Origin of the sequence: Streptomyces spiralis (assembly GCF_014654675.1) — a bacterium.
GTDB lineage: Bacteria > Actinomycetota > Actinomycetes > Streptomycetales > Streptomycetaceae > Streptomyces > Streptomyces spiralis.
In genome coordinates, this window is record NZ_BNBC01000076.1 from 6148 (window position 1) to 17918 (window position 11771).

An 11771-nucleotide genomic window follows, 5' to 3' on the forward strand; every position below is an offset into this window, starting at 1 on the left:
TCCCGGCGGAAACGCAGCACGTACGACAAGTACGAGGCGCACGTCCGGCTCTACCTGGTGCCGCTCCTCGGTGCCAAGCGGCTCGAATCGCTGGGCGTCGCCGATGTGCGCCGGTTCCTCGTGCGCCTGGAGAGGGAGACCACCGCGGCGACGGCAAGGGGGGACCGGTGAAGCGTGGCGTAGTGATGCGAGGTCTGCGGTTCGGCCTCCTCGCCGGAGTTGGCGGACTGCACCAGTTTGGAAGATCGCGTACGCGCACCCGCCCTGACCAGGCAAGACCCCGACCTGCGCGTTCTCGGGACGCTCGCCGAGACTCCCCGTTGTTCCCCGCTCAGTGCCGCTCCATCGGGCACGCAGAGGGCACAGGCGCCCGCCTGCCGCGCTCTCCGGCGGGAGTTGGCCCCCCTTGGGCGCTGCGGCTCCGTTCGGCCGCCTCAGGAGGCGTTGCCAGTGTCCAGGCCATCGGCCTGGCTTCGGCTGCGGGCTCAGCACTTGATGTCGTCGGCGGTCCAGGAACCTGGCCGGGGGTGCATGAAGATGTCGAGGGGCAAGGTCGTAGCCTGCAGTAGGCGAGACAGGCGCTGCTGATGCGTCGCAGCCGTCCGCTGCAACTGGGCGACGCATTCCGTATCAGGTGCCCGACGAACGACCAGGAGGTTGACCGGTGATCACTCTGACCGCAGTCGGAGGAGTGGCCCTGGTCGAACTAGGCATGGCCCTGACTCCGGGACCGAACATGATCCACCTCGCCTCCCGCGCGATCACCCAAGGCCGTAGGGCAGGCCTGATTAGCCTCAGTGGGACCGCCGTGGGATTCGTGTGCTACCTGTTGGCCGCGGCTGCGGGCCTGTCCGCGCTGTTCGCCGCCGTGCCGGTGGCGTACATGGTGGTCAAGCTTGCCGGGGCCGTTTACCTGGCCTACCTCGCCTGGGGCATGCTCAAGCCCGGCGGCCGCTCGCCCTTCGCCCCCGCCCAGGACCTGGCTCCGGTCTCCGACGCCCGCCTGTTCTCGATGGGGCTGCTGACCAACCTGCTCAACCCCAAGATCGCTCTTATGTATGCCGCCCTGCTGCCCCAGTTCCTGGCTCCACACGCAGGTCCGACCTGGGGGCAACTGCTCCAGCTCGGTGGCGTGCAGATCATTGTGGGGATCTCCGTGAACGCTCTGATCATGCTGAGCGCAGCCCGAGTGTCGGGGTTTCTGGCTGCTCGACCCCGCGCCATGACCGCCCAGCGGTTCACGGCAGGCGGCCTGCTTGGCGTCTTCGCGCTGCGTACCGCCCTGTCCCGTGGGCCTGTCTCCACCTGAGCCAAGCCCACCACTCTCCCCTGCTCCCATCCCGTCCGCCGTCGACCCACACGTCTGTGGAGCGGGCGTGGTTCCTGGCGTCCAGGTGGAGCGCGCCAGTGTACGAACGACCTGGACGCCATGGGCCGCGTCTGCTCGGCTCTACCTGGGTCGGCGGTGGATGGGATGGGAGCTCCCCGCGCACGCCATCTACGGACCCGCAGTCGGCGGCGGTGCCCCCTCCATCCCGGTGCCGGCCGATCCCCCGCCGGAGGCATTGCCTTGACCGCGGGCCGCTCTATGCAGTGATCGACTCATGGGCACATGGCCAACGGTCGTGACCGTGAGATCGCTGATCGGCTCGGCTCGATGATCCGTGAGACGCGGGGTGATGTGGACTCTTAGTGGGCTTTGTGGCACGTCTGTGGCACGGCCGTGATCACGGCAAAGGGCCAGTTCGAGGGGATCATGCCCCTGAACTGGCCCTTAGTCGTGTGCCCCCGGCAGGATTCGAACCTGCGACACCCGCTTTAGGAGTTCGATCCCCCCTCGGCCTGGTCGCGGCTCGCCTCATGAACTGGTGCCGTACGTGGCTGCTGTGTGCCGTCGCCGTCCGGGGTCGTTGATGTCAGCGTTGGATGTCAGCGGAACAGCTCGGGCATCGGGCAGGTCTCCAACAGCTCCTCCGGACGGTCGGCCCAGCGCCACCAGACATGCCGACCGGTACACCTCCACAGCGCCCGGCAGGTCCGCCGGCCATCGTCCTCCCGCTCGGCGAGGACGAAGCCGCCGAACTTCATGGGCTGGCTGCACTCGGGACAGTCCGGGGCGTCGGTCATGCAGCGCACCCTAACGGAGCGACCTCTTCGTCCCGAAGCAACTTGATGGGGACGTCTGCCTTCGGCGGTTGTGCTTCCTAGCTGTGCTGACCGTCCGCAAGCGTCCGTGTTCGTCCGCCGGTGTGCGTCGGCGTTGTCACGCAGTTAGACACTCACCTAGCGACCCACCCGACCAGCCGTCCACTCATCAAGCCTGATCTTGATCTGGTGATTGTGCTTGGCGTGGTCAACCACCACCCCGCCCACTTCAGTTCCGAGCTGAGGCAGCTCCATGTGGTGGGGCATGTTCCCTCCGACTTCGGCGAGACCGACCGCGTTGGCGTGACCGTCGACCTGGATGAAGACACCGAATCTCTGACGTCCGATGACGCGCCCGGTGATGTGAGCGCCGGCGGGTAGAGCGGCAATGGTCTCGGGCCAAGACCGACGAACGTCCTCTGGCGTTGGAGACTCCGGAGGCCATGCGAACTCAGACATGAGCCTGATGATGACGCACCACGGGAAAGAGCGTGATCAGCTTGGGAAGCTCGGGTGCTCCAGCACTGATTGGGCACCTGACCTGCGACGGACTGGCGTCCCGGCCCGTGGTTCCGACGGCTAGTTGTCCGCCGTTCCCCGTGACTCCCCGCCCGACCTGGCACGGCTCTGGCACGGATCACCGTGATGGTGAGGAAGCCGACCGTTGTCGCACCCCGGGCCCCGGCCTTTACGGTGCCGCCGTCGCTCGACCCAGGCGCGACCTTCTGATCCGTAGCTCTATGCAGGTCGGTCGATGACGGTCAAACCGCTCACCCAACGGTTCCCAGCGAACCTTGCTGGCCGGGGCCGGTCGCTGTGGTTGCTGTACTTCGCTGCTGTACAGCAACGGTCCGGTCTGCCTTCGGCAGCGACCTCCGGCGCCGGTCCATGAAACGCCCCGGCCCGCCGCGCAGTTACTAGATCAGTCCGTCCAATCGTCGGGCCCGCCGCCATGCCTGCCCTTCGACACCCGGAACGACGCCCACATCACCCACAGTCGCAACTCCCCCGCCACCACGCTTGCATCGGCTCAAGACGGCGTCACGAGCATGCGAACGAGTCCCGGTTCGCCGTCGAGCGTTGCCAGGGCCTTTCCGAGGATTGCGCCGACCGCACGGCCGCGGTCGGACACTCGCATTGCGCACCCTTCGCTGGGTGAGGTCGTAAGGAGGTCGCCAACAGCGATTGGCCCGTACTGAGGGTCTGCCTTGACGTAGACCTGCCCCGCGAGTGCCAGCGTCACGTGATGCGCGGAATCGGGGTTGCTCTCCATGACGGTTCCCGGGGTGAGGCCACCGGCACCCGACACAACCCCCGTTGCGCGCGAGTCGTACTGTGCATCACACGGGGCCATCAGGCCGTCGTCCCCGATGACGAGAACGGTTCCTGGCTCGAATTCGTCTCCTGCCGCAAACGTCTCGGCGTAGTCCCCTCCTGTGGGAGTGAACTTTTTAGCTTTCACCTCGCCACTGAACGCTCCCCCACCGGCACTCAGCCCCTGGAAAAAGTCTCCGTTGTCGGCTCTCACGTTTCCGGTGAAATGCCCATGCGTCGCCTCGACGAACTGGCACTCCACCGTCTTGCCGACCTTGACGGTGCCATCGAATTTGCCAGCCAGCGCACCGCCCTTACCGTATACACCGATGCCGGCTTCGCTATGCCCGGCGACCCCACAGGTTTGCCCCTTTCCTTGTCCACGTACGGCGTCCACGGTGAAGCCTCCCGTGGACTCCCCGTAAACACCGAGCCAGGCTTCGCTTACCCCGACCACTCCAGTTCCGTGAGATCTCCCCTCGACCCCGAACCCCTCGGTGCTCACACCTGAGACTGCCGTTTCTCCATCCGCGACGTTTACCCTCACAGGCTCGTTGAAGTCATTCACTTCGGCCTCCACGGCAAGAGCTGATGATCGCTGCGCCATGGGGAACAGCCTGCCTCGTTCTCCCGGGGCAGACGCGCCCCATACTTCGAACGTACGACTGTGCACAGGCAGCGGCAACAGGTAGCCGATTCAGTCAAATCTGCAAAAGATGACGAAGAAGCGGCTGCGGGTCAAAGGCCCATACGCGAACGTCCTCCCGGCCTACCCGAACCGCGGCTCCATCGTGGCCGCACGGTCCCTGACGGGACGATTATTTACATCGTGCTCCCGCACTTTCGTGCCACCTCAACCCACCGCCTACCACTGCTCCCATCCCGTCCGCCGTCGACCCACACGTCTGTGGAGCGGGCGTGGTTCATGGCGTCCAGGTGGAGCGCGCCACTGTACGAACGACCTGGACGCCATGGGCCGCGTCTGCTCGGCTCTGCCTGGGTCGATGGTGGACGGGATGGGAGCCCCCAACGCTCGCCACGATGTGCCCGCGGCCGGGAACGGCGCTCCCTCCATCCCGGTGCCGGCCGATCCCCCGCCGGAGGCATCATCTTGTGCTCGCGGATGAAGTCTCGCCCTTGCCCGCATGCACGCAGCGCGCCGCCGGGCGCGGCCAGCCGGGGCGCAGACAGGAGGCAGGCCGCGCCGCAAAGGCGGCGCGCGCCCGCGCCGTGCGCGGGCCTTGATGAACGTAGGGAAAGTCTTATCCCGCTGGGATGAGCCGTCGCCCGTCGTGGCTCCTCACGTGGGGGCCGTTGCCGTCCAGGGCATCCAGGAGCCGGATCGCGAAGACCTCGGACATGCGCTCTGCGACCTCGTCGGGCGTGAGCCAGTCGACGGCCGTTGACTCACTCGACGTGCGCTCGGTCCCGCCTGAAGGCTTGCAGCGGAAGACCAGGGCAACGATGCCTCGGGTCGTGTTCTTGTAGACCCCGGTGAGTTCGTCCACCTCGACGTGGATGCCGGTCTCCTCCAGGACCTCGCGAGCGACGCCTGCCTCTGGAGTCTCGCTGAGTTCCAGTACACCGCCGGGGAGCTCCCAAGTGCCATTGTCGGCACGGCGGATCGCCAGGAGTCGGCCGTCCTCGCGCACCACCACCCCGGCCACGGACACGGAGTGCAGTGGCGTTGACTGGCCTTCCCGGGCACTGTTACTCATGTACAGGAGCATAGGAGGAAGAAAAGGACTATGGGAACTGCAGTAGGAGGTGAGAGGTCCGTACCTCGATACGTGCAGATCGCCGAGGAGATCGTCCAGCAGATCCGGGCGGGTGTCCTCAAGCCCGGTGAAATGGTGCCGAGTGAGTCGGAGCTGGTCGACCGCTACGGCGTGTCGGGCGGCACGATCCGCAAGGCCATGGTCGAGGTGCGCGCGAGCGGGCTCGTCGAGACCCGGCACGGCAAGGGCTCGATCGTGAAGGATCGCCCGCCGGTGCGGCATCGGTCCTCCGACCGCTTCCGGCGCTCGCTTCGCCAGGGCGGCAAGGCCGCGTACCTCGCCGAGTCCGCGCAGTCCGGCGCCACGGCCAAGGTGAGCGTCCTCTACATCGGCCCGATGGAGGCCCCCGAGGATGCGGCCCGGCGACTGGGCGTTTCCGCCGGCACCCAGGTGCTCGCCCGGCGCCGCCTCTACTTCCGCAACGGCACCCCGGTCGAGACGGCTACGTCGTACCTCCCGTGGGACGTCGTGAAGGACATCCCCGAACTGTTCGCCGAGAACCCCGGCGGCGGTGGCATCTACGCCCGACTCGAAGACCACGGACACGAGTTCGCCGAGTTCGTCGAGACGCTGCAAGCGCGTCCAGCCTCCAAGGCGGAAGCCTCCGAGCTGGCGCTGAGTGCGGGTGCTCCGGTGGTTCATCTGGTCCGGGAAGCTCGTACCACGGAGGGCCGCGTGGTCGAGGTCTGCGACACGCTCATGGCCGCTGACCAGTTCATTTTCGAGTACCGGATCCCCGCCGCAGACTGACGCCCCCTCAACTCTCCTCGGCCCGTCGCGAGTTCTTCTTCGCGGCGGGTTGACTCATGTATAGGAGTCAGGCACTCTTCTTCATGTCACTCATATACATAAGTGACGGAGTCCAGCCTCTATAGAGGAGTGATCCGCTGTGCGTCAGATCCCCGTCGAGACCTCCGGTGCGACCGTGATGGTTGCCAAGTCCCCGCAGCCCAAGGTCCGTGACCGTCGGACCGGTGAGATCGCCACGGACGCCGAGACCGGCGCGAAGCTGATGACCGTGGACGTGATGTTCGCGGCGAACGACGAGGTCGAGATCCTGTCCATCACCGTCCCGGAGACCGGCATCACCGGTGAGCTGGCCATGGGCACCCCGGTCGCCCTGACCGGTCTGATCGCCCGGCCGTGGGAGAACGAGTTCAACGGCCAGAAGCGGCACGGCATCGCCTTCCGCGCAGTTGCCGTCACATCGCTGGTCGACACGACCGCGAAGACTAAGGCGGCCTGATCATGACCTGGTTCACGGTGGCTGTGGTGCTGGTCGTCGCCGCTGCGGGTCTCCTGCGGTGGCGGCGCCCCGCCTGGTACTGGATGACCTTCGGCGTCACCCTCACCACACTGCGGGTCCTGGTCCGCTACACCTCGGTCATGGAGGCCTGCGGGCTCACGGTTCCGCCGTCGCGGTGGCGCCTGGCGTTAGTCCGGGCCACCAACCGGCCTGTGCCGGAGTCCCGTCCGCCGCGCATCCTGCGACTGCGGCCGACCCGGACCGGCCTGGTCCTGCGCCTCAAGCTCCGGCCCGGTCAGGACGCCTTCGACGTGGCCGCCGCCTCCGATCGGCTTCGCCACTCCTTCTCGATGTACGGCGTGACCTCGCGTGAGCTGCGCTCTGGTGTGGTCGAGGTGCGGATGACCGGCTACGACGTGCTCAAGCGGGTGCAGATGCCCGCCCGGCTCGACACCCGCCCGATGCGGGTCCCGGTCGCCCTGCGCGAGGACGGCTCGGTGCACTACCGCGACTACCGGGTGATACCCCACGCCCTCACGCTCGGGGCCACCGAGTCCGGCAAGTCTGTCTACCAGCGCAACCTCGTCGCCGGGCTCGCCCCGATGGACGTCGCCCTGATCGGCATCGACTGCAAACAGGGAGTCGAGCTGTTCCCGCTGGCCCGCCGGTTCTCCGCGCTGGCCGACAACCCCGAAACCGCCGCCGAACTCCTGGACGCGCTCGTGACCCGCATGGAGGGCGTCTACCAGCTCATCCGCGCCGAGCAGCGGATCACCGCCGACGTGCCGGATTCGGAGATCGCCGCCGACATCTGGGCCCTGCCCGACGACCTGCGCCCGATCCCGATCGTGGTCCTGGTCGACGAGGTCGCCGAGCTGGCGCTCAGCACGAAGAAGAACGACCCGCGCCGGGACCGCATCATCAGGGCCCTGGTCCGCCTGGCCCAGCTCGGCCGCGCCGCCGGCATCTACCTCGAGGTCTGCGGGCAGCGCTTCGGCTCCGAACTCGGCGACGGCATCACCATGCTCCGCGCCCAGCTCACCGGCCGCACCGCCCACCGTGTCAACGACGAAACAAGCGCCAAGATGGCCTTCGGCGACATCTCCCCGGACGCCGTCCTGGCCGCCATCCAAATTCCCGCCGAATTGCGCGGCGTCGCCATCGCAGGCGATTCGACCGGCGGTTGGCACCGCATCCGCGCCCCGCACACCTCGCTGCGGCAGGCGGTCAACATCTGTAACCGGCACGCCGATCGGACCCCGGACCTGCCCGAACTCGCGCCGTTCCGGCCCGCTCTGCCCGGCGCTCCCGCTGCCCCGGTGCCGCTGTCCAAGACAGCCCCGGCCACGGCCTGACCTTCCCCTGCATCTCCGGTCGGCGTGACCGCCTTCGCGCCAGGTCCCTACCCGAGCCATGCCTGATGAAGGGAGACCCCGGCTATGTGCCCCGACTGCGAGGACTTCGCCCGCACCGTGCTCCTGCTGGGCCAACTCGCCCTCTACGCCGACATGAACGGCGCAGACCTCGGCTTCGTGGAAGCCGTCAGCCCCTCGCTGGCCGTCTCGCTCCCCGCGCCGCCGCCCGGCACCTTCCCGGAGGACGGCCCCGAGTACCCCGGCGAGGGGTGGTGACCGTGGCCCGCTCGATCCGACTGGACGCCGTCCTCGTGCAGGCCGTCATCGCCGGTGCGCTGTCCTTCGCTCACCTGCACGACCTGGCCGCCGCTGCCGGACAGACCGGCTGGAAAGCCTGGGCCTACCCGGTCAGCGTCGACCTGCTCCTGGTCGCCGTCTGGCGGCGGCTCCGCTCGGACGGCCCGTCCCGGCTGGCCTGGTCCTGGTTCCTGGTCGCCCTGGTCGCCTCGCTCGGCGCCAACATCGCCACCGCCGGACTCCTCGACCTGGACCGCGTCCCGGCCTGGCTGCGCATCCTCGTCGCCGGATGGCCCGCACTGGCCTTCCTCGGCGGCACCCTCCTCGCCCACTCGTCCGCCGAACGGGTGCCGGTTCCGCCGGCACCCCCGGCCCCCACACCCGACCAGGGTCGCGACCCGGCCCCCGCCCTGGAGTCGGAGCCGGAGCCCACCCCCGAACTGCCCGCTCCGGACCCGGACCCTGCGCCTGCTCCGCCTGTGCCGGTCCCGGCCGCGCTGGTCGACCACGCCCGCAAGGTCGCCGCCGACCACCAGGCTCGCACCGGCCACCGCATCGACACCGACACCCTCCGCGCTCGCCTCGGCGTCCCGCCCCACCTGGCCGACGCTATCGCCGCCCAACTCGCCTGAACCGGAAAGGGGGCACCGCTGCCATGACCCATGACCCGGCCGACCTGACCACCGCCGACCACCTGGAGGCCGCCCGGGAGATGGCCGCCGCCGACCGGCCCTACCTCGTCCACCTGCTCGCCGAGGAAGCCGCCCTCCGCACCACCGACCCGGCCACCGCCGCCGGTATCCGCGCCCGCTTCCCCGACCCGGCCACGACCCGAGAGGAGACCGACTGACATGCCCGCCCGTGACTTCTTCCACTCCGTGATGCGGATCGGCCCGGTGGAGATCGGCACCCACCGCGACGGCCACGGCCAGACCAAGCACGCCGCGGTGTGCACCAACGACGGCTGCGGCTGGTCCGCCGACTACACCAGCGCCACCGCCGCCCAGCTCGCCGCCCGCACCCACCGCTGCCGCGTCCGGTAGGAGGCACCGTGCAGGTCCCGCTCTGGCTCGCCCTGCTCGTCGTCGGCTACCTCGGCGTCAAGCTCATCCGCCCGCCCGCCTGGCTGATCGCCGTCCTCCTGCTCGGCGGCTTCCTCCTCGCCGACAGCGTCCTGGCCCCCGCGATCAACAGCCTCATCAAGTAGCCCGTTCCAGAAGGGAGAACAGTCATGCTCCGCCCGAAGATCCCCACCATGCCGACCCCGACCGGTCACCACGCCCCGCCCGCTGCCGTCGAGCCGACCGCCATCGTCCCGGCCGCGCAGACCCCGCCGCCCGCCCCGGTGGCCCCGACACCGTCCCGGCCGACCATCCAGCTCACCCCCGGCACGGCGCTCGCCCTCGTTGGCGGCGGCACCGCCGTCGTCCTGGTCGTCGGCGCCGTCCTGGTCTCCATGCTCCTGGCCGTCGCCATCACCGGCGTCTCAGTCGCTGTGGTCGCCGTCGTCCTTCGCTCACTGCTCGCCTCCGAGACCAAGCGACGCTGACCGGCCCCCGGGCGGCCTCGATACCGCCAAGCATCCGCCGCCCGGGCGCCGTCCCTGTCCGATCCACAGAACCGGAAGGAACCCCCAGCATGACGCACCGCACCACACCCCCGCCCCGCATCTGCCCCGACTGCGACGGCTTCGCCTCCGTCGCCGTCACCCTCGGCGGCCGAGACGTCCGCGGCCACCTGCGCACCATCACCGCGCACTGCGCCACCTGCAGCGGCACCGGCCTCGTCCGCACCCGCCGCGTCCGGGAGGGTGCCCGTGCCTGACATGCTGCTCGACCCGACCACCCTCGGCGACCTGCTGAGGGTGGCCTCGGCCCCCGACTACCACCGCTGGGAAGACCAGATCCGCCGCACCGGCGGCTGCTCCGACCCCATCCACCTGACCGGCTGGACGATCCACAAGGACAAGACCACCGGCCAGGTGCTGCACCGCTACAGCACCGAGAACGAGCCGGGCGGACGCCTCCGCCTGGCCTGCGGCAACCGCCGCGCCTCCCGCTGCCCCTCCTGCGCCTTCACGTACGCGGGCGACACCTACCACCTCATCCGCGCGGGCCTGGCGGGAGACGACCGCCGCGACATCCCCGCCACCGTCCGCGACCACCCGCGCGTCTTCGCCACCCTGACCGCCCCGTCCTTCGGTCCGGTCCACAATCGCCCCGACCGAGGCGTCTGCCGCTGCGGTACCCGCCACCCAGCCGACGATCCCGCCCTCGGCACAGCCATCGACCCGAACACCTACGACTACGCGGGCGCCGTCCTGTTCAACAACCACGCGGGCGACCTATGGCAGCGCTTCACCACCCGCCTGCGCCGCGAGATCGCCGCCCGCGCCGGCCTCTCCCGCCGAGAACTCCCCGACCACGCGCGCGTCTCCTACGGCAAGGTCGCCGAGTTCCAGAAGCGTGGTGCCCTGCACTTCCACGCCGTGATCCGCCTCGACGGCCCGGAAGGACCAGACACCCCGCCGCCCGCCTGGGCCACCGTCGACCTGCTGACCGACGCGATCCGGGCCGCCGCCGCGCACTCCTACACCTCGGTCTCCGTCCCGGCCGCCGAGGATCAACCAGTCCGCACCTTCCGCTGGGGCCGCCAGCTCGACGTCCGGCCCGTGAAGGCGTTCGGGGACGGCTCGGACATCACCGAACAGGCCGTCGCCTCCTACGTCGCCAAGTACGCCACCAAGGCAGCGGAGAACACCGGCACCCTCGACCGCCGTATCGGCGAGCTGTCCGAACTCGACCGCCACGGCGTCCCCGACCACACCCGCCGCATGATCCGAGCCTGCCGCGACCTCGACGGGCTGTACCCCGACCGGCGTCTGTGGGCCTGGGCACACATGCTCGGCTTCCGCGGCCACTTCAGCTCCAAGTCCCGCCGCTACTCCACCACCCTCGGCACCCTCCGCCAGGAACGCGCCGACTACCGCGCCGCTCAAGAGCACGCTGCCCTCGGCCTGGACGACGTCGAGCCGGACACCGTCCTGGTCCTGGCCGACTGGCAGTACGCCGGCCACGGCCACACCCCCGGCGAATCCGCCCTCGCCGCCACCATCGCCCGGGAGATCCAACTCAACCGCGAAACCGCCCGCGAAGCCCTACGCGACCAACTCGCCTTGGAAGGAGCCGCAGCATGACCGCCGCTACCGCTGAACTGCTGACCGTGCCGGAAGTCATGGTGCGGCTCAAGCTCGGACGCTCGAAGGTCTACGACCTGATCCGCTCGCGTCGTCTGACCTCGATCAAGATCGATGGCGCTCGCCGCATTCCCGCCGACGCCGTCCAGGACTTCATCCTCGGCCAGATCGAGGAGGCTGCCTGATGGCCGGTCAGCGCAAGCGCAACCCGAACGGCGCCGGCACCATCACCAAGCGCAAGGACGGCCGCTACCAGTGCGCGGTCTACGTGCTGCAGCCGGACGGCACCCGCGCCCGCAAGTTCGCCTACGGCAAGACCTGGGCCGAGTGCGACGCCAAGCGCCGGGAACTGCTCGACAAGGTCGACCAGGGCGTGCCCGTGCCGACCCGGTCGGCCAAGCTCGCCGAGTGGCTGCCGTACTGGGTGGAGAACGTCATCA

General features: G+C 69.2%; 17 protein-coding genes and 2 pseudogenes. 16 read left to right on the forward strand and 3 right to left on the reverse strand.

Annotated features, from left to right (window positions below; all coding sequences use genetic code 11):
* Together IE318_RS45820 and IE318_RS41750 are read left to right on the forward strand one after the other, a co-directional pair.
* Window positions 1–159 (forward strand): annotated as a pseudogene (locus IE318_RS45820) (site-specific integrase); the annotation flags it as partial.
* A gap of 505 nt (window positions 160–664) precedes the next feature.
* Entirely contained in the window at window positions 665–1309 is a 645-nt protein-coding gene (locus IE318_RS41750) for a LysE family translocator (protein ID WP_189908082.1), read from the forward strand.
* A 620-nt stretch (window positions 1310–1929) separates the two neighbouring features.
* Here IE318_RS41750 and IE318_RS41755 read toward each other — a convergent pair.
* The gene (locus tag IE318_RS41755) at window positions 1930–2127 is read right to left on the reverse strand and encodes a dehydrogenase (RefSeq protein ID WP_189908083.1); all 198 of its coding nucleotides are present in this window, start codon (window positions 2125–2127) and stop codon (window positions 1930–1932) included.
* 207 nt (window positions 2128–2334) lie between these two features.
* Here IE318_RS41755 and IE318_RS41760 point away from each other — a divergent pair, with 207 nt between their 5' ends.
* Window positions 2335–2526 carry a hypothetical protein gene (locus IE318_RS41760; RefSeq protein ID WP_189908084.1) on the forward strand — a complete coding sequence of 64 codons (192 nt, stop codon included), beginning with the start codon at window positions 2335–2337 and terminating at the stop codon, window positions 2524–2526.
* 649 nt (window positions 2527–3175) lie between these two features.
* On the opposite strand, the gene IE318_RS41765 is transcribed toward IE318_RS41760, so the two are convergent.
* Together IE318_RS41765 and IE318_RS41770 are read right to left on the reverse strand one after the other, a co-directional pair.
* Window positions 3176–4066 (reverse strand): hypothetical protein, encoded by an 891-nt coding sequence (locus tag IE318_RS41765; protein ID WP_189908085.1) that lies wholly within the window; start codon window positions 4064–4066, stop codon window positions 3176–3178.
* Between the two features lie 655 nt (window positions 4067–4721).
* Window positions 4722–5189 (reverse strand): NUDIX hydrolase, encoded by a 468-nt coding sequence (locus IE318_RS41770; protein WP_189908086.1) that lies wholly within the window; start codon window positions 5187–5189, stop codon window positions 4722–4724.
* An 18-nt stretch (window positions 5190–5207) separates the two neighbouring features.
* On the opposite strand from IE318_RS41770, the gene IE318_RS41775 reads away from it, so the two are divergent.
* From IE318_RS41775 to IE318_RS45825, 13 genes and pseudogenes are all read left to right on the forward strand, one after another.
* On the forward strand, window positions 5208–5987 hold the full coding sequence (locus tag IE318_RS41775) for a GntR family transcriptional regulator (RefSeq protein WP_189908087.1): 780 nt from the start codon (window positions 5208–5210) through the stop codon (window positions 5985–5987).
* A gap of 139 nt (window positions 5988–6126) precedes the next feature.
* Complete coding sequence (locus tag IE318_RS41780) at window positions 6127–6483, forward strand: SCO3933 family regulatory protein (RefSeq protein ID WP_189908088.1); 357 nt, start codon at window positions 6127–6129, stop codon at window positions 6481–6483.
* Between the two features lie 2 nt (window positions 6484–6485).
* On the forward strand, window positions 6486–7838 hold the full coding sequence (locus tag IE318_RS41785) for an FtsK/SpoIIIE domain-containing protein (protein ID WP_189908089.1): 1353 nt from the start codon (window positions 6486–6488) through the stop codon (window positions 7836–7838).
* An 84-nt stretch (window positions 7839–7922) separates the two neighbouring features.
* On the forward strand, window positions 7923–8114 hold the full coding sequence (locus IE318_RS41790) for a hypothetical protein (protein WP_189908090.1): 192 nt from the start codon (window positions 7923–7925) through the stop codon (window positions 8112–8114).
* A 2-nt stretch (window positions 8115–8116) separates the two neighbouring features.
* Window positions 8117–8767 carry a DUF2637 domain-containing protein gene (locus IE318_RS41795; protein ID WP_189908091.1) on the forward strand — a complete coding sequence of 217 codons (651 nt, stop codon included), beginning with the start codon at window positions 8117–8119 and terminating at the stop codon, window positions 8765–8767.
* Between the two features lie 23 nt (window positions 8768–8790).
* The gene (locus tag IE318_RS41800) at window positions 8791–8985 is read left to right on the forward strand and encodes a hypothetical protein (RefSeq protein ID WP_189908092.1); all 195 of its coding nucleotides are present in this window, start codon (window positions 8791–8793) and stop codon (window positions 8983–8985) included.
* Window position 8986: 1 nt separating this feature from the next.
* Window positions 8987–9178, forward strand: coding sequence for a mobile element transfer protein (locus IE318_RS41805; RefSeq protein WP_189908093.1), 192 nt, complete (start codon window positions 8987–8989; stop codon window positions 9176–9178).
* Between the two features lie 8 nt (window positions 9179–9186).
* Window positions 9187–9342, forward strand: coding sequence for a hypothetical protein (locus tag IE318_RS41810; protein ID WP_189908094.1), 156 nt, complete (start codon window positions 9187–9189; stop codon window positions 9340–9342).
* Between the two features lie 24 nt (window positions 9343–9366).
* Window positions 9367–9684: a SpdD-like protein gene (locus IE318_RS41815; RefSeq protein WP_189908095.1), complete on the forward strand. Its 318-nt coding sequence runs from the start codon at window positions 9367–9369 to the stop codon at window positions 9682–9684.
* 89 nt (window positions 9685–9773) lie between these two features.
* Window positions 9774–9959, forward strand: coding sequence for a hypothetical protein (locus IE318_RS41820; protein ID WP_189908096.1), 186 nt, complete (start codon window positions 9774–9776; stop codon window positions 9957–9959).
* A complete protein-coding gene (gene repSA / locus IE318_RS41825; RefSeq protein ID WP_189908097.1) occupies window positions 9952–11331 on the forward strand; it encodes a replication initiator protein RepSA in 1380 nt (459 codons plus the stop codon). Before IE318_RS41820 ends, repSA begins: the two co-directional genes overlap by 8 nt.
* Entirely contained in the window at window positions 11328–11516 is a 189-nt protein-coding gene (locus tag IE318_RS41830; RefSeq protein ID WP_189908098.1) for a helix-turn-helix domain-containing protein, read from the forward strand. Before repSA ends, IE318_RS41830 begins: the two co-directional genes overlap by 4 nt.
* A pseudogene (locus IE318_RS45825) lies at window positions 11516–11771 on the forward strand (site-specific integrase); the annotation flags it as partial. The gene IE318_RS41830 and the pseudogene IE318_RS45825, both read left to right, overlap by 1 nt.